Genomic DNA, 16,078 nt, shown 5'->3' on the forward strand with positions numbered 1-16,078 from the left:
CGGCACCTGCGGCGAGCAATCGGTTATTCGGCCACGCAACCGGAGAGGGGTCCGGCTACGTCTCAGGCACATGAGATGGATAGCGGCGTGTCTTGTGCTGGTGCTGGCGGGCTGTGGCGCGGTCGGCGACGGGAAGGCGCGCCGCGAGGCCTTCATGGGCCTCAACAACCTGCACAAGAGGTCTGCGGACCTACGCCCCGTGGAACTGGGCACAGCCGAGGCGCAGACGTTCCGGCAAGCACTGGAGCGTGCCGAGATCACGAACCTGGATGAGGTCCGCGCGGCTTTGTCGTTCGTTCCACCGGCCGATCGGCGTGCTTTCGCCTTCGCCCTACCGGGTTGCGCCGAGGACGGCGCCGAGCTGACCGTGGCGCACGGCGCACTGACTGTGCGGCTCACCGGTGGGGAGAACGTTCGCTGCGCTCAAGCGAACTACTTCCTCGCCGTCTTTTCGCTCGACCGTGGTTCGATACCGCCGACGCCGACGTTGTCGACATCGCCGCGCTGATGCTCGCCCGCGCCGAAACCGCGCAGGAACGTGTCGACGATGACGTCGGCGGCGCGCGCGTCGCTCAGGTCGGAGAGCTCCCGGGACGCCAGGTGCAGCAGCTGCCCGAGCACGTGACCCGCCCAGCGGTCCGGCCGTCCGGGGCGGAGCAGGCCGTCCTCGGTGGCCCGCCGGAGAAACAGTTCGACCTCGTCGATCGCCCGCAGCCGCCGCGCCCAGATCTCCGGTTCCGCCCGCATCCTGCTGAGTTCGACGGGCCACTTGCGGTTCACCCCGACGATGCCCTCGACGTACCGGTGCAGCGCGACCGGTACCGGCGCCTCGCGGAGCCGAGCGGCTTCGATCGCCGCCTCGATCGCGTCCAGCCTGGCCTCGTACACCGCTGTCAGCAGTTCGTCCCGTCCAGCGAACCGCCGGTACACGGTGCGGCGGTCCACACCGGCCTCTGCCGCGATCGCGGCGACGGTGGTCGCGGGGTCGTCGGCGAGCATGCGGGCGCCCGTGGTCAGCACGAGCTCCAAATTCCGCGCGGCATCGGCTCTCACCTCGCCAACATACCCACACGTGTAGCGCTTCGTGCGGGTATCCGCTACATCGTCGGGGCGTAGCCGGAGCGGTTCAGTCCCCCTCGCGGAGGAACAGATCCGGCCTGCGGTCCAGTCCGCGCGGCTCCGCACATCGAGAACATAGGCCTGCCATAACGGCCCTCGCGAGCGCCACGGGACGCCGTGCTGGCACGTCAACCGTGGTCAGTACAACCAACGGTGTCCCGCGACCACCTCCTCGGGCGACCGCGGCGCCGCCCACGCGGCGTCGGATTCCCGCACGGCACGGAAAGCGTCGGCCAGCTCCGCGCCGAGGACCGCGGAGATCCGCGCGTCGTCCGCCAGTGCAGCGAGCTGTTCGTCCACTGTGGAGGGAAGGAGGCGGATGCCCGCGTCCGCCCGCTCGGCGTCGGTCCACGTGCCGGGGTCCTGCTGCACCGGGTCCGGCGGGGTCAGGCCGTCCTCGATGCCGGCCAGCCCGGCCGCGATGACGACCGCCAGCGCGAGGTACGGGTTGGCCGAGGCGTCCGACGGTTTGAGTTCGACGTTGGCGTGCCCGGCGCCAAGGAATTCCGAGCCCGGGACCAGCCGCAGCGCCGCTTCCCGGTTCTCGGCACCCCAGAATCCATAGGCGCCGGACCAGAACCCGGGACGCCGACGCGACAGCGATACGACGCTCGGTGCGGTGACGGCGACGACAGCGGGCAGGTCGCGCAACAACCCGGCCAGGTAGGCGGCGCCGTCCGCGGTGAGGCCGTGCGGTCCGGTGCCGCCTTCGAGCAGGTTGACGCCGTCGCGGAGGACGGAGGTGTGCAGATGCCAGCCGTTGCCGACGGTGCCGGTCTCCACGAGCGGCGAGAAACTCGCCCGCAGACCGTGTGTGCGGGCGGCGGCGTGGATGGTCTGGCGGGCGAGCAGCTGGTGATCGGCAGCCGTGAGCGGGTCCTGGGCCACGATGCTGAGCTCGAACTGCCCTGGCCCGTACTCACCGTGGAACTGGTGCACCCCGACACCGTTTCGATCCAGGTCTCGCAGCAGCTGCTCGGCGAACCCGTCGACGGCCAAGGTGCGGACGGGCCCGTAGGAGGGACCGTCGTGCACCGGGCGGAACCCGTCCGCGTCCACGGTCGTGAGCTGGAACTCCATCTCGTAGCCCGCGCGCACGGTCAGGCCCGCGCTCGCGGCCCGCTCCACCTGCCGCTCGAGCACGCGCCGCGGATCGTAGGGCCAGGCCGAACCGTCGGCGGCGACCTGGTGCCCCGGCGCCCAGGCGAATCCGGGCTGGCCGGACAGGCGCACGAGACGGTCCATCTCGGGCACGAGCCGGATGTCCCCGGAGGGGGTGGCGAGACCCTTGTGCCCGAAGGTGATCGCGTCGTGGGAGTCGAAGACGGCGAACAGCGGCGTGATGCCGATCCCGGTGCGCGCGGCCGGCGCCAGCCCGCGCACGGGGACGACGCGCGACCGGGTGATGCCGTTGTTGTCGGCCCAGGCGACGATGACGCCGACGACACCCTGATCCGCGAGCTCCGCCACCGTGTCCTGTACGTCCTTGTCCACCGGGTACCCCTCATCCGTCGCGTTTTCCCGTCAGCACACCATTCCTACTGCAATGGCGCAGACAACCGGTAGACATCCGATCCGCGCGATGACGTACACCGGTGACGTCGTCCGACGGTCGCCGCGGCGAGTCCCGCGTTCGTAACGTGATCGGCACAAACCACGGAACGCAAAGGAAAGCCGATGTCTGAAGTCACCTACACCGCGGTCGCCTCCTCCACCGCGGAGGGCCGCAACGGGGGCCACGCGAGGTCCGACGACGGCGCGCTCGACGTCGTCCTCGGCGTGCCGAAGGCCTTCGGCGGCGCGGGCGACGGCACCAACCCGGAACAGCTGTTCGCCGCGGGCTGGGCGTCTTGCTTCGTCGGCGCGGTACGCCGGGTCGCCGCCGCGAAGAAGGTCACGCCGACCGACCTCGCCGTCGTCGCGGAAATCACCCTGCACCACGACACGGAAGCCAACGACTTCAACCTGAGCGCGGCGCTGCACCTCGAAGCCTCCGGCGTCGACCAGGCCACCGCCGACGAGCTGGTCCAGGGCGCGCACCGGCTGTGCCCGTACTCGAAGGCCACGCGCGGCAACATCGAGGTCTCCCTCGACGCCACTGTTGCCTGACACCCGAGCGTGACAAGTCCGTGAAGGTTCCTGCTCACGGGCTGTGCGGACACCCCCACCTCTCTGCCTTCTGGCTCACTTACGGGCCACTACATCGTCACAAACGCTACACTAGTGTGACACTTTAGTTCAGGGAGTCCTTGGTGATCACCTACGAGCAGCTCTTCATCGGCGGCGAGTGGATCGACCCGAGCAGCACGGAACTGCTGGAAATCCGGTCCCCGCACGACCAAGCGCCGCTGGGCCGGGCCGCGCAGGCACTGCCCGCCGACATCGACCTGGCCGTCGCCGCCGCCCGGAGGGCTTTCGACGAGGGGCCGTGGCCGCGCACCTCGCCCGCGGAGCGGATCGCGGTCATCCGCAGGCTCCTCAAGCTCCGCGAGGAGCGCGCCGACGAGATAGCGGCCCTCATCTCGGCCGAGAACGGTTCGGCGCTGTGGTTCACCAAGGCGGGCCAACCCGGCCTCACCCCTCAGGCCAACGCCTATCTGAAGGCGGCGGAGGAGTTCGGCTGGGAGGAGACGCTCGAACCGTCCGATCCGGTCGCGCCGTTCCGCTCGGTCGTACGCCGCGAGGCGATCGGTGTCGTCGCCGCGATCATCCCGTGGAACTCGCCGTTTTCTTCGGCCATGGCGAAGATCTTGCCCGCGCTGCTGGCAGGCAACACGGTCGCCCTCAAGGTCTCACCGGAGAACACGCTCAGCATGAACCTGCTCGCGCGGCTGCTGGAGGAGACCGGGCTGCCCCAGGGCGTGTTCAGCGTGCTGCCCGCCGATCCTGAGACCAGCGAGTACCTGGTCAAGCACGCGGACGCCGACCTCGACGGGGCGATCCAAGGCGTCAAGTTCGCTTCCCTGCTGAACAACGCCGAATCGTGCATCGCGCAGACCCGCGTCCTCGCCCCCCGCGGCCGCTACGACGAGGTGGTCGCCGGGCTCGAGAAGCTCATCGAGTCCTTGAGCGTCGGCGACCCGGCCGACGAGAAGACCTTCATCGGCCCGATGGTCCGCCGCGATCAGCAGCAGCGGGTGCTCGATTACATCCGGATCGGTGTCTCCGAAGGTGCCAGGCTCGTCACCGGAGGCCCGGAAGTCCCTGCGGGGCTGGAGAACGGTTTCTACGTCACGCCGACGCTGTTCGCCGACGTGGACAACTCCATGCGCATCGCGCAGGAGGAGATCTTCGGCCCGGTCCTGGTCGTCATCGCCTATGACGACCAGGACGACGCCGTCCGCATCGCCAACGACTCCGAGTACGGCCTGTCCGGCGGTGTGTGGTCGGCCGATCCGTCGCATGCCATGGAGATCGCGCGCCGGATGCGCACCGGAACCATCACCGTGAACGGCGCCCCCATCGGGTTCGACGGCCCGTTCGGCGGCTTCAAGGCCAGCGGTATGGGCCGCGAGTACGGCGCGGTCGGGCTCGGCACCTACACCGAATACAAGACTGTCACGCTTCCCGCGACGACATGACGGCGAACGCACCGATCCGGGCTTCCCGCCCGGGAAGCCCGGATCGATATGCCTCAGAAGTGGTCCACGTCGACGATCGCCTGGGTGAACGGCTGGGGCGCCTCCTGCGGCACGTTGTGCCCGATGCCGGCGAACACCCGGTGGGCGTACTTGCCGGTGAACTTGCCCCGGTAGGCCATGCCGTCGGCCGCGGCGCCGTCGAAGTCGCTGCCGATCGTGATCGTCGGCACCGCGATGGCAGGCGCGGTCTGGAGCTTCCGCTCGTAGGGCTCGTACTGCGGCTCACCCGCCGCCAAGCTCAGCCGCCAACGGTAGTTGTGCACCACGATCGCCACGTGGTCCGGGTTGTCGAACGCCGCCGCGCTTCGGTCGAAGGTGGCGTCGTCGAAATTCCACGCCGGGGAGGCGTTCTTCCAGATCAGCTTGGCGAAATCGTGGCGGTTCTTCGTGTAGCCGAGAACACCGCGCTCGGTGGCGAAGTAGTACTGGTACCACCAGCCCTGCTCGGCGGCCGGGGCCAGCGGCTGCTGGTTCGCCACCAGGTTCGTGATCAGGTACCCGCTCACCGCGACCAGCGCCTTGACGCGCTCCGGCCACAGCACGGCGATGGCGGCGGCGGTGCGCGAACCCCAGTCGTAGCCGCCGAAGATCGCCTTGTCGATCTTGAGCGCGTCCAGGAGCGCGATCACGTCGAGCGCGATCGCCGACTGCTGCCCGTTGCGCACGGTCTGCGCCGAGGTGAACCTGGTGGTGCCGTAACCGCGCAGGAACGGCACGATCACCCGGTAGCCCCGCGCGGCCAGCAGCGGCGCGACGTCGACGTAGCTGTAGGGGTCGTAGGGCCAGCCGTGCAGCAGCACCACCGCCTGCCCGGTCACGGGCCCGAACTCGAAGTAGCCCATGTCCACCGCTCCGGCGGTGAGCTGTTTGACGGGGCCGAGCGAGGTGTTCTCGCCGGAGCCGGCTCGCAGCTCCGACCCGGGCGGAGCCGCCGCGGCCGGTGCCGCGCCTGGTTCCGGCGAGCAGGCGGCCAACGACGTCGCCGCCACCCCCGCCACCACCGTCTGCCCGAACAGTCTCCTGCTGATCATCTGAAAACTCCCGTTCGAGATGTCCTTGACGTCGACGACGCTAGGTACCGCGCGCGGGGTTCCGCGCCCGTCGGATGACGCTGCGGGTGTACGTCACTCGGATCTTCGGCCGTCAGAACAGCAGCGAGCCGGGTTCCGGCCCCAGTCGCGCGCCGGCGACTCCTGCATGTCGATTTCCGGCGCTTACGGTCTCGATGAACAACGAAAGGTAAGGGAATGACGGAAAAACGAAAACACGGAGCCGGACGTCGCCTGACGAAACTCCTGGCGGTGGCCGCGCCCCTCGCCGCGCTGATCCCGCTCGCCGCGAGCGTCTCGACCCAGCTCGCGCCCGCACAGGCCACGACTTCGGCCTGCGCGCCGGTGCCGGTCACCGCCCCGCAGGGCGCGAAGATCGAATCCGTGCTGGCCGAACGCCACGAGGGCGGGACCCTCTCGTTCCCGGCGACGGAACTTTCGCCGGCGACCGTGCTCACCGGTGTCCCGGCGTACTGCCAGATCACCGTGTCCGTCACCCACCCTGGGGCGGGCGATCACGTGAAGGTCGGCATCGCTCTCCCGGAGACCGGCTGGACCGGACGGCTGCAGGGCATCGGCGGCAGCGCCTACGCCGCCGGCAACTTCGGCGCGCCGCTGGTGCAGGCGGTCAAGGACGGCTACACCGGTGTCACCACCGACGCCGGTGTCCTCGGTGGACTCGACACCAGCTGGGCGGTGACCGGCGACGGCAAGGTCGACCAGGCGTTGCTGACCGACTTCGCGTCCCGGTCGGTGCACGAGTCGGCCTTGATCGGCAAGGACGTGGTGCGCGAGCACTACGGCCGCGCGGTGTCGTACTCGTACTGGAACGGCTGCTCGACCGGTGGCCGCCAGGGCTACGAGGAAGCACAGGATCACGCGGACGACTTCGACGGCATCCTGGCCGACGCGCCCGCGGTGAACTGGACCCGGTTCGCGGTGGCGACCCTGTGGCCGCAGGTCGTGATGAACAACGACCACCACTTCGTCGGCAACTGCGTCCTCGGCGCGTTCCAGCAGGCCGCGATCCAAGCCTGTGACGCACGGGACGGGGTCACCAGCGGCATCATCGACCGGCCGGACGAGTGCGGTTACGACCCGCGCTCACTCGTGGGCACCAAGGTGCTCTGCGACGGTAGGGAGATCACCGTGACCACCGCGGACGCGGACGTCATGCGCAAGATCTGGACCGGCCCGACCGACGAGCGCGGCGGGAGACTGTGGGCAGGGCTGCCCAAGGGCGCGGATTACAGCTGGCTGGCCGGCACGCGGCCCGACGCGAACGGCAACCTCTTCGCTCCCGGGTTCCCGGTGGCCGTCCAGTGGGTGCAGAGCTTCCTGAAGAAGCAGCCGGGTTTCGACACCTCGAAGCTCACCTACGCCCAGTACCGTGACCTGTTCCGCCAGTCGGTGCGGGAGTACGACCGGGTCATCGGCACCTCCGACCCGAACCTGTCGGACTTCCGGCGCGCCGGCGGCAAGCTGATCACCGTCGTCGGCACGGCGGACCAGCTGATCCCGCCGGGCGGCACGCTCGCCTACCGCGAGCAGGTCGAACGGCGGATGGGTGGAGCGGCACGGGTGAACGACTTCTACCGCTTGTTCCTGGCACCCGGTGTGCAGCACTGTGGCGGCGGCGCGGGTGCGCAACCGGTCAACGCGTTGCGCGCGCTGGTCGATTGGGTCGAGCACGGCAAGGCCCCGGCCACACTGGCCGCGACCACCCTGGACGGCTCGGCCTCGCGGGACCTGTGCCCGCTGCCGCAGAAGTCGCGCTACACCGGGCACGGTGACCCGGCACAGGCTTCGAGCTACCGCTGCACGAGCTTCTGAGTTCGCGAGTAGCGACCGGGTTGGTGGCCTGGGGCTGACGTGGCACAGGCACGCGAGTTACGCGTCTGAGCACGCGAGTTGCGCGTTTAACCACGACTCGGTGGCGCTGGTCGTGGTGACTCACGAGATCAGTTTATTCCACTGTGGACGGTGGAGGTTATCTCCGGCAGGTGAAGCTGCTTGCGTCGTTCGGATCGCCGTGGAGGTAGCGCGGCCAGGTGGGGTACTGGCAAAGCGGGCGAGTCCGGTTTCCGTGCGCCGGATTGACGTCGGTGACTACCGGTCGCCGCGGCGCGGTGGCGCGCTCGGTCCAGTTCTCCAGTGCGGTGAGGGAATCCCAACCGGCGGCGAAGGCGGCGCCGACGTTGACGTGGTTGGCACCGGGCACGACGTAGAAGCGCGCGAACCAGTCGGTGGCCTGACGGCCCACGGTCTGCCGCACCCGGTCGAAGTACTCGGCGGTGGAGCGCGGGCTGACCAGTTCGTCGGCGGCGCCGTGCAGAAGCAGCAGCTTTCCCCCGGCTCGGGCGAAGGGCCGCAGGTCCGGATCATTGACGTCCTGCATGGCGGAAAGCGCGCTGATGCGGTGGTGCCACTGTCCGGGGTGGCGAGGGTCCAGGGTCAGGGAGTTGTATCCCGGGTCGCGCGTGACGAAGTACCGCACCCACTGGTCCCAGAACTGGGGGCCGTAACCGGCTGTCGTCGGCATCGGCGAGGCCGGGGCATGGACACCCATGCCGAGCAGCGCGGTGGTCATGGTGGCACCGGACAGGAACGGGAATCCCGGATAACCGCGCTCGCCGCTGCGGATCGGGTAATTCCAGCGCAGGGGCGAGGAAATCCGGATGACGGCGTCGATCTGGGCGTCGGACAGGCAAGTGTCCGCGGTGTCGTTCCCGCCGGGGCAGCGCAGGACCCAGGGCGTGAAGCGGCAATCGTCCGGATTGGACACCACACCGTCGGCGAGTCCGTCCTCGGGGTCGCAGGCGGCGACGACCCTGCGGTAAAGCAGGTCCTGCTTTACCGGACCGGGGAAGGCGCCGGGCCGGGACAGCACCTGGGTTTCGTAGCCGAAGAACAGGTTCAGGCTGGCGGCGTTCCACGCCGGATAGGCGGAAATGACGCCGTCGAAGTCGGTCGGCCAGCGCTGCGCGACGGCGAGCGCTTCCCGTCCACCACTGGAGCCGCCGGCGAAGAAACTGTGGACGGGCCGGGCTCCGCCATAGTGCCGACCGATGAGGTGGAGGGCGGCGTCGCGGGTCTTCTTCAAGGCGTCGCCCGCGAAGTTGCGGACCGCTTCGTCGTTGAGGCCGAACGAGCCGTCGAGGGTGGTGGTCGGCGGGAATCCGGGTGTGGCCTGATGACCGGAATCGCTGCCGAAGGTGACGTAGCCGCGGGCGAGCGGTGCGGGCTGATCGACCGGTCCGAACGGGACGTTGCCCGCGAGGTCGGGCACGGTGCCGTCGTAGCCGCCGCCACCGAACATGAGGGCCTTGTGGTTCCACCGCGTCGGCATCGCGACCCGCAGCTTGATGACCGGCGCGGCCTGGTCGACCGGCCGGACGACGGCCTCGGCGAGGCAGTACTCGCCGAGCGCGGCGGTCGCTTCGATCAGCCGGGCCGCAGTGACCTGCCCGCCGGAAGTGGGCAGTCCGAGCGCCCGGGCCGGAATCGTGGTGCCGGTGAGATCGGCGCACCGGGAGGCCATCGGCCCGGCGTGGGCCGAGGCGGGGGTGATGATCGCGGCGAGCAGCGGGGCGACCAGCACGGCTGCCCGCGAGACCTTCCTCATGATGACCTCCATCGGGTCCGCGTCGATGCGGGGTCTCAGGCTAGGCAGCGGATCCGGCCAGTGGCGATGTGTGGGCGGCACACTGGATCGAGCGGGTACCCGGACATCGGCACATACCGGCGGGGTGGTGTCAGAAGCCGCCGAGTTTGTTCAGCCGCAAGGCGATCTGGATCTCCAGGAGGCGCTCGGCCTGACGCCAGTCCTCCCCCAGCAGCCGCGCGACCCTGGTCAGGCGCTGGGACACGGTGTTGTGGTGGACGTGCAGTTCCTGTGCCGTGGTTCGGGCGTTCTGGTTGCTCGCACAGAACACCTCCAGTGTCCGCACCAGATCGGAACCGTGATCACGGTCGTAGGCCAGTACCGGTCCGAGCGTGGCCTCGACGAAGCTCGTAATGTCCGGGCGGCCGTTGAACAACGCCCCGACGAAACCGAGGTCGGCGGTCTGGGCCGTGTCACCGTGGCGGCCGAGGGCCAGCAGCGCACGCAAGCACTTCTCGGCCTCGTCGTGCGCGGCGGTGACGGCCGTGGGATGCGGCACGCGCGCCACCCCGGCGGTGACCTGATCGCGAGCGGTGCGCGCGAGCTCCCGTGACACGGCGCGGCCGACCGCGCGCGGCTCGTCGCCGGGCGCCAGAAGGACGACCGTGTCGTGATGGTGGGTGGCCAGTCCGCGGAACCGGCGGGCCAGCGCGGCCAGTGCCGGGTAGATCCGCTCGCGTACCGGCCCGTGCAGATGAGCGACGATCAGGACGGTGCAGGCGTCGAGGTCGACGCCGAGGATGGACGCGCGATGTCGCAGCAGGTCGACGTCCTGCGCCTTCCGGGTGAGCAGTTCGCCGAGCAGTTCGCCCCGGACCTGCGCTTCGGCTTCGGCCATCCTGCGCCGGGTGACCAGCACCAGCGCGGCCACCAGCGCCGCACGCTCCAGGATCCGCCGGTCGGTGTCGCTGACGGTGCTCGTACCGACGTGCACCAAGGTGCCGAGCGGCTCAGACTCGGTGATCATCGGCACCACGCACAGCTGGTCCCGGACCAGGGTGTGGCCGGACCGCCGCGCCTCGACGCCGATCTCGGCGATCGGCAGCGGGGGCTGCCCGTCCTCGGGACCGGAGCCGGCGACGACGGTGCCGTGCTCGTCGACGATCAGCACATGCCCGGACACCGCCCCGGCGGTGGCGTGCGCGACCTCGTCGACGCCCTTGCCCTGGATGACCAGCTTGGTGAGCCGCTCGTGGACGTCGGCGGTGCGTTCCAGGTCGTCCACATGCGAGCCGATGGTGGCGTTGGCGACCCGGAGATCCCCGACGGCGGTCTGCGCCGCGGCCAGCAGCCGGGCGTTCTCGATCGCCACCGCGGCGTGGTTGGCGAGCATGCTCAACGCGGTGATGTCGCGGCTGCTGAAGGAGCGCACGGCGCGGTGGGCGGCCAGCAGGACGCCGATGACCTCCTGTTTGAGTTTCACCGGCACACCAAGCAGCGACTCGATCCGTTCCGCGGCCACGGTCCGGTCGATCGGCTCGGTGTGGTGCAGCGTCGTGTCGTGCAGGTAGGCCTCGACACTGCAGGGCTCCCCCGTACGGGCGACCATGCCACCGAGCCCGCTGCCGGGGGCCAGCCGGAGCCCGACCAGCATTCCGGAGATGTTGCCGGCCGCGGCCCTGATGTAGCAGTCACCGCGGTCGCTGTCGCTGAGGCTGATGTAAGCCAGGTCGCATTCCACCAGACGGCGGGCACGGTCCGCGATGGCCTGCAGAATCGAGTCGAGATCCCGCATCGCCGCCAGATCGTTGGCGGTGTCGTTGAGCAGCTGCAGCTCGGCTTCGTTGCGCCGGTGCCGGATGAGGGTGTCCCGCAGCCGCAACGCGATCGCCCGGTCGCGTTCGAGCGCCATCAGCTCCCGCGCGGGCGGGTTCATCGCGCGCGCCTGTGCCACCGCGGCGTCGAAAGCGTCGGCGTCGGCGTCCTCGACGAGCAGTTGCAGCAGCGATCTGGCGTCAGCGCCCATCGTTCCTCCTCAGGGCCGCCCGCCACCGTCACGGACAGCCGCCGCGAGCACCCCATCCACCAGTGTGTCCTCGCGTGCTCAGGATCGCAGGTTGTGGCGGATGCCGTCCTCAAGACGCTCGGCCACCTCGGCGTCGTGCCCGGCGGGCCAGGTGAGCAGCCCTCGGCCGGTGGCGCGGCCGGTGGCATCGCCCGCCACGAGCTGGTCCAGGGTGGGGAAGGTGTGCGTGCGCGTGGACAGGGTCGGTGCGAGGCTGCCCATGATCGCCCTCGTCAGATCGAGTCCGATGTAGTCGGCGTTCTCCATCGGCCCGACCGCCGCCCAGCGCAGTCCCAGGCTCGACCGGACGACGGTATCGATGGTCCCCGGCTCGCACACCCCCTCATCGAGCAGGTGCAGTGCCTCCCGCACCAAGGCGAACTGGAGACGGTTCCCGATGAACCCGGGTACGTCCCGGTGCAGCCGGACCGTGGTCTTGCCCAGCGCCGTGATCAGGTCGCAGGCGTGGGTGACCGAAGCGGGGTCGGTGTCGGCGCCGGGCGCGATCTCCACGAGAGGGATCAGGTAAGGAGGGTTCCACCAGTGGACGCCGACCAGCCTTCGCGGGTGAAGCATCGCCTTCGCGATCGCACTGATCGACAGCACCGAGGTGTTCGTCCACACCGGAATCTCCGGCCCGATGTGCGCTTCCAGAACCGCGAGCACGTCATGTTTGACCGCGAGCCGCTCCGACACCGCCTCGACCAGGACGTCGGCGTGTTCGGCGAGCTCGGGAAGCGACCCCACCGCTGTGATCCGGTCGCGCACGTCCCCTGCTTCGTGCGGCGGGACGGCCAGCCGCGACAGGGACCGGCTCACCCGGCTCTCGAGGCTGGACAGCACGGCCGGATCGTTGTCGAAGACGTCGGCGCGATATCCCGCTCGTGCCAGAGCCACGGCGATACCGTGGCCCATGAGCCCTCCGCCGATGATGCCGAAACGGGTCACTGACGACTTCCCTTCGTGAATACGGATGACCGGACAGTAGGGATCTGTCGGAGGCGGCGGCAATGTGCGCGCGACACACACCGGACGCGGTGTCGATGTCGCGGTGTCATCGTGAATCTCGAAGGCAGTCTCTTCCGCCACGGTCACAACCGACCGGGAAAAGAGTGTGATCGTCGCACATATCCACCGGGGGGTATGCCGTACCTACAGTGTTGCCACTCGGATCCCCATTCCTTCACGTACCGAGGGCGCGAAAGTCACGTCGATGACTTTCCGCAGTGGCGAGCAAGGAGGCAACGATGCCTGCGAATCTCCGAACTTCTCCCGCGGGGAAGGGTTCCGCGCGCGGTGAACGGCGCGCACGATGGGTGGCGGCCGCGTCCGCCGCACTGGTCGCGCTGGCCACGACGGTGGTCGCGTTGACGTCGTATTCGGCCAGCGCGGAGACCACCGCCGCCGCGACCCACGACCCGGTGATCATGGTCCCCGGCATGACCGGCACACCGTCCAATATGGACCCGATGAAGGCGAATCTGCAGTCCAACGGGTGGGCGGCGAACCGCCTGTTCACCTGGACCGACAGCAGCAACATGACCCAGGACCTGGCCAAGGCCGCCCAGGAACTCGGCACGAAGGTCGATCAGGTACGCGCACAGACCGGGGCGTCGAAGGTCGTGCTCGCGACCTGGTCGGCCTCGACCTTGGCGGCCCGCTACTACATCAAGAACCTCGGCGGCGCGGACAAAGTGTCGCAGTACATCGGTTACGCCGGTCCGCAGCACGGAACCACCAACAACGGCTGCCAGATCTATGTGTCCTGCCAGCAGTTCGGCTCCGCAAACTCCCCTTTCCTGCGTGAACTCAATTCCGGCACCGAGGTGCCGGGCCACCCCCCGGTCGCCTACATGACCATCCGGTCGGTCAACGACAAGAACGCGGCGCCGTACGACACCGCCAAACTCGCCGGCGCCGACGACAACCACCTGCTCTCCGGACCTGCGGCACCGACGCACTTCACCATCATCAGCGACGCCACCGCCCTCGCCGCGATGCGCGCGTTCATCATCGCGCACGAGAACCCGCCGACCAGCACGCCCACCCCCACCACCGGCACGACGGCGCCGCCCACCAGCACGCCGTCCGGTCAGTGCTTCTCCTCCTCCAACTACGGCCACGTGGTCGCCGGGCGGGCGCACAACAGCCACGGCTACGCACTGGCCAACGGCTCCAACCAGAACATGGGCCTCAACTCCCTCTACGTGGCAACAAAACTGCGGCAAACCGGCACGAACCACTACGTCATCGACCGCACCTGCCCGTAGCGATCTCACCGACCACCCTTCCCGGCCGGGACACGAGCGTGTCCCGGCCGGGAAGCACCATGACCCCCCAGGAGCGGTTTCTCCATGAACAAGCACGTCGCCACCGCCGCCCAGGCCGTAGCCGACCTTCCCAACGGTGCCTCGATCGCCGTCGGCGGCTTCGGGCTCTGCGGCGTCCCCCAGACCCTGATCCGCGCCGTCCACGACACCGGCGTGTCCGGGCTGAGGGTCGTGTCGAACAACTGCGGCACCGACGGCCGCGGCCTGGGAATCCTGCTCGAAGCGGGACGCATCGCACGCGTCGTCGCCTCCTACGTGGGTGAGAACAAGGAGTTCGCCCGCCAGTACCTCGCCGGTGAACTCGAAGTCGAGCTCATCCCCCAGGGCACCCTCGCCGAACGGCTGCGCGCCGGCGGAGCGGGCATCCCCGCCTTCTACACCCCCGCCGGAGTGGGCACCCAGATCGCCGACGGCGGCCTGCCGTGGCGCTACCGCGCCGACGGATCCGTCGCCGTGGCGTCACCGGCCCGCGAAACCCGCGAGTTCCAAGGCCGCGACTACGTCCTGGAACGCGCCATCACCTGCGACTTCGCCCTCGTGCACGCCGCGGTCGGCGACCGGCACGGAAACCTGATCCTCCGCCGCTCCGCCGCCAACTTCACCGCCCTCGCCGCGACCGCCGGACGCGTCACCATCGCCGAAGTCGACCAACTCGTCGAACCCGGCGAACTGGACCCCGACCAGATCCACGTGCCGGGTGTCTACGTCCAGCGCATCGTCGAACTCACCGCCGACCAAGCCACCGACAAACCCATCGAACGCCGCACCACCCTCGAAAGGACGACACGCTGATGCCGTGGACCCGCGACCAGATGGCCGCCCGTGCCGCCGCCGAACTCACCGACGGCAGCTACGTCAACCTCGGCATCGGCCTGCCGACCCTCGTCCCCAACCACATCCCCGACGACGTCCACGTCGTGTTGCACTCCGAGAACGGCATCCTCGGAACCGGCCCTTACCCCACGGAAGACGACGTCGACCCGGACCTCATCAACGCGGGCAAGGAAACCGTCACCACCCTCGCCGGGGCGAGTTTCTTCGACTCCGCCCAGTCGTTCGGCATGATCCGCGGCGGCCACCTCGACCTCGCGATCCTCGGCGCCATGCAGGTTTCCGCCCGCGGCGACATCGCCAACTGGACGATCCCCGGCAAGATGATCAAAGGCATGGGCGGGGCGATGGACCTCGTCCACGGCGCCCGCCGCGTCCTCGCCCTCACCGAACACACCGCCCGCGACGGCAGCCCCAAGATCGTCGACGACTGCACCCTGCCGCTCACCGGCCGCCGATGCGTCAGCCGCGTCATCACCGACCTCGCCGTCCTCGACATCACCCCCGACGGCCTTCGACTGGTCGAAACCGCACCTGGGGTCACCGTCGCCGACCTCAAGGAGGCCACCGGCGCACCCGTCTCCATCCGCGTCGGTTCGTTCGCCTGACCGGATCTGCCGGAGACCCGCGGCGGAGGCGGCGTCCATCCGGATGATCCTCTTGGGCTCCGACTGCGGCGCAGCGAAGCCAGGGCCGGGCGTCGAACCCGAGGTGACCGGGCCGCCTGGTCCAGCGGGGTCAGCGTCGACGCGGACGGCGAAGCGCGTGGCCACTGCGCCGAGGCAGCCGCACCCCGTCGTAGAAGTACGAACCGACGATTCCGACAGTGCCGACGGCGAAGAGGGCGACTATGCCGAGGCCGCCCGGGAGGTAGGACAGCGTCGACTCGGGTGGTGCGCTGCCGTGTGGAGGCTCGTCCGATCCCATGAGCAGTACGGCGACCAGCACCGTCGCGACCAGTGCCCCGACGCCGACCAGCAACAACAGCAGCCGGCTGATCCTGGTGTGCTGGGCGCTGTAGACCCGTACGTCGAATTCGGTTTCACAGGCGCCGCACCGCACGGGGGCGGTCTTCACTCCCTTGGCCGGCCGTGACACCGGGATCGGATGCAGCGAGTAGGTGAGGATTCCCTGTGCTCCTTCGAGCCGCCAGTCGTGGTTGTGCTGGAGGTGCATCCGTGGATATCCGCCAGCCCGCATCACGCCTCCACGGCACATCGTCGTCCAGGGCGGTCCGAGCTTAACGACCAGGATCAGGCCCCCCTTCCTTGCGCCTGGCGCAAGGAAGGGGGCCATCACGTACTTCACGACAAGCAAGGCCAGAAGGGCGCGGGTCCAGTGGGTCGTGGGGGGGGGGCTGGGGTGGGAACCCGAGCGCTCACCCCGAACCCCCCCCCAAAAACCACTGGAGCCCCCCCTTCCCAGTATCCCCCCGGGGT

14 protein-coding genes are annotated in these 16,078 nt (G+C 69.4%); 7 read left to right on the top strand and 7 right to left on the bottom strand.

Annotated features, from left to right (window positions below; all coding sequences use genetic code 11):
* Window positions 1-70 precede the first annotated feature (70 nt).
* On the top strand, window positions 71-508 hold the full coding sequence (locus tag ACZ54P_RS39210) for a hypothetical protein (RefSeq protein WP_465466683.1): 438 nt from the start codon (window positions 71-73) through the stop codon (window positions 506-508).
* Here the strand turns inward: ACZ54P_RS39210 and ACZ54P_RS39215 are convergent.
* The gene (locus ACZ54P_RS39215; RefSeq protein ID WP_465466684.1) at window positions 433-1,053 is read right to left on the bottom strand and encodes a TetR/AcrR family transcriptional regulator; all 621 of its coding nucleotides are present in this window, start codon (window positions 1,051-1,053) and stop codon (window positions 433-435) included. The genes ACZ54P_RS39210 and ACZ54P_RS39215 overlap by 76 nt on opposite strands.
* A gap of 204 nt (window positions 1,054-1,257) precedes the next feature.
* Window positions 1,258-2,613, bottom strand: a complete 1,356-nt coding sequence (locus ACZ54P_RS39220) for a type I glutamate--ammonia ligase (RefSeq protein WP_465466685.1) — start codon at window positions 2,611-2,613, stop codon at window positions 1,258-1,260.
* A gap of 183 nt (window positions 2,614-2,796) precedes the next feature.
* Here ACZ54P_RS39220 and ACZ54P_RS39225 point away from each other — a divergent pair, with 183 nt between their 5' ends.
* Window positions 2,797-3,228, top strand: coding sequence for an Ohr family peroxiredoxin (locus tag ACZ54P_RS39225; RefSeq protein ID WP_465466686.1), 432 nt, complete (start codon window positions 2,797-2,799; stop codon window positions 3,226-3,228).
* A gap of 143 nt (window positions 3,229-3,371) precedes the next feature.
* Window positions 3,372-4,700, top strand: coding sequence for an aldehyde dehydrogenase (locus ACZ54P_RS39230; RefSeq protein ID WP_465466687.1), 1,329 nt, complete (start codon window positions 3,372-3,374; stop codon window positions 4,698-4,700).
* A gap of 53 nt (window positions 4,701-4,753) precedes the next feature.
* Here the strand turns inward: ACZ54P_RS39230 and ACZ54P_RS39235 are convergent, their stop codons facing one another.
* Window positions 4,754-5,791 (bottom strand): alpha/beta fold hydrolase, encoded by a 1,038-nt coding sequence (locus ACZ54P_RS39235; RefSeq protein WP_465466688.1) that lies wholly within the window; start codon window positions 5,789-5,791, stop codon window positions 4,754-4,756.
* A gap of 216 nt (window positions 5,792-6,007) precedes the next feature.
* Between ACZ54P_RS39235 and ACZ54P_RS39240 the strand changes: the two genes are divergently transcribed.
* Window positions 6,008-7,642, top strand: a complete 1,635-nt coding sequence (locus ACZ54P_RS39240; protein WP_465466689.1) for a tannase/feruloyl esterase family alpha/beta hydrolase — start codon at window positions 6,008-6,010, stop codon at window positions 7,640-7,642.
* Window positions 7,643-7,799: 157 nt separating this feature from the next.
* On the opposite strand, the gene ACZ54P_RS39245 is transcribed toward ACZ54P_RS39240, so the two are convergent.
* The 3 genes from ACZ54P_RS39245 to ACZ54P_RS39255 form a co-directional block, all read right to left on the bottom strand.
* The gene (locus tag ACZ54P_RS39245; RefSeq protein ID WP_465466690.1) at window positions 7,800-9,434 is read right to left on the bottom strand and encodes a tannase/feruloyl esterase family alpha/beta hydrolase; all 1,635 of its coding nucleotides are present in this window, start codon (window positions 9,432-9,434) and stop codon (window positions 7,800-7,802) included.
* A gap of 130 nt (window positions 9,435-9,564) precedes the next feature.
* Window positions 9,565-11,439 (bottom strand): helix-turn-helix domain-containing protein, encoded by a 1,875-nt coding sequence (locus ACZ54P_RS39250; protein ID WP_465466691.1) that lies wholly within the window; start codon window positions 11,437-11,439, stop codon window positions 9,565-9,567.
* Window positions 11,440-11,517: 78 nt separating this feature from the next.
* Window positions 11,518-12,426, bottom strand: coding sequence for a 3-hydroxyacyl-CoA dehydrogenase family protein (locus ACZ54P_RS39255; protein WP_465466692.1), 909 nt, complete (start codon window positions 12,424-12,426; stop codon window positions 11,518-11,520).
* Between the two features lie 299 nt (window positions 12,427-12,725).
* On the opposite strand from ACZ54P_RS39255, the gene ACZ54P_RS39260 reads away from it, so the two are divergent.
* From ACZ54P_RS39260 to ACZ54P_RS39270, 3 genes are all read left to right on the top strand, one after another.
* The gene (locus ACZ54P_RS39260; protein ID WP_465466693.1) at window positions 12,726-13,748 is read left to right on the top strand and encodes an esterase/lipase family protein; all 1,023 of its coding nucleotides are present in this window, start codon (window positions 12,726-12,728) and stop codon (window positions 13,746-13,748) included.
* Between the two features lie 84 nt (window positions 13,749-13,832).
* Window positions 13,833-14,600, top strand: a complete 768-nt coding sequence (locus tag ACZ54P_RS39265) for a CoA transferase subunit A (protein WP_465466694.1) — start codon at window positions 13,833-13,835, stop codon at window positions 14,598-14,600.
* On the top strand, window positions 14,600-15,247 hold the full coding sequence (locus tag ACZ54P_RS39270) for a CoA transferase subunit B (RefSeq protein WP_465466695.1): 648 nt from the start codon (window positions 14,600-14,602) through the stop codon (window positions 15,245-15,247). Before ACZ54P_RS39265 ends, ACZ54P_RS39270 begins: the two co-directional genes overlap by 1 nt.
* A gap of 130 nt (window positions 15,248-15,377) precedes the next feature.
* On the opposite strand, the gene ACZ54P_RS39275 is transcribed toward ACZ54P_RS39270, so the two are convergent.
* A complete protein-coding gene (locus ACZ54P_RS39275; RefSeq protein ID WP_465466696.1) occupies window positions 15,378-15,839 on the bottom strand; it encodes a hypothetical protein in 462 nt (153 codons plus the stop codon).
* Between the last annotated feature and the right edge of the window lie 239 nt (window positions 15,840-16,078).

Source organism: Amycolatopsis sp. NPDC034160 (assembly GCF_055575355.1).

Bases quoted from the DNA above. Each gene is read 5' to 3' on its own strand.
- ACZ54P_RS39250 (WP_465466691.1), bottom strand. From the start codon at position 11,439: ATGGGCGCTGACGCCAGATCGCTGCTGCAACTGCTCGTCGAGGACGCC.
- ACZ54P_RS39235 (WP_465466688.1), bottom strand. From the start codon at position 5,791: ATGATCAGCAGGAGACTGTTCGGGCAGACGGTGGTGGCGGGGGTGGCG.
- ACZ54P_RS39260 (WP_465466693.1), top strand. From the start codon at position 12,726: ATGCCTGCGAATCTCCGAACTTCTCCCGCGGGGAAGGGTTCCGCGCGC.
- ACZ54P_RS39270 (WP_465466695.1), top strand. From the start codon at position 14,600: ATGCCGTGGACCCGCGACCAGATGGCCGCCCGTGCCGCCGCCGAACTC.
- ACZ54P_RS39225 (WP_465466686.1), top strand. From the start codon at position 2,797: ATGTCTGAAGTCACCTACACCGCGGTCGCCTCCTCCACCGCGGAGGGC.
- ACZ54P_RS39275 (WP_465466696.1), bottom strand. From the start codon at position 15,839: ATGCGGGCTGGCGGATATCCACGGATGCACCTCCAGCACAACCACGAC.
- ACZ54P_RS39210 (WP_465466683.1), top strand. From the start codon at position 71: ATGAGATGGATAGCGGCGTGTCTTGTGCTGGTGCTGGCGGGCTGTGGC.
- ACZ54P_RS39245 (WP_465466690.1), bottom strand. From the start codon at position 9,434: ATGAGGAAGGTCTCGCGGGCAGCCGTGCTGGTCGCCCCGCTGCTCGCC.
- ACZ54P_RS39265 (WP_465466694.1), top strand. From the start codon at position 13,833: ATGAACAAGCACGTCGCCACCGCCGCCCAGGCCGTAGCCGACCTTCCC.
- ACZ54P_RS39240 (WP_465466689.1), top strand. From the start codon at position 6,008: ATGACGGAAAAACGAAAACACGGAGCCGGACGTCGCCTGACGAAACTC.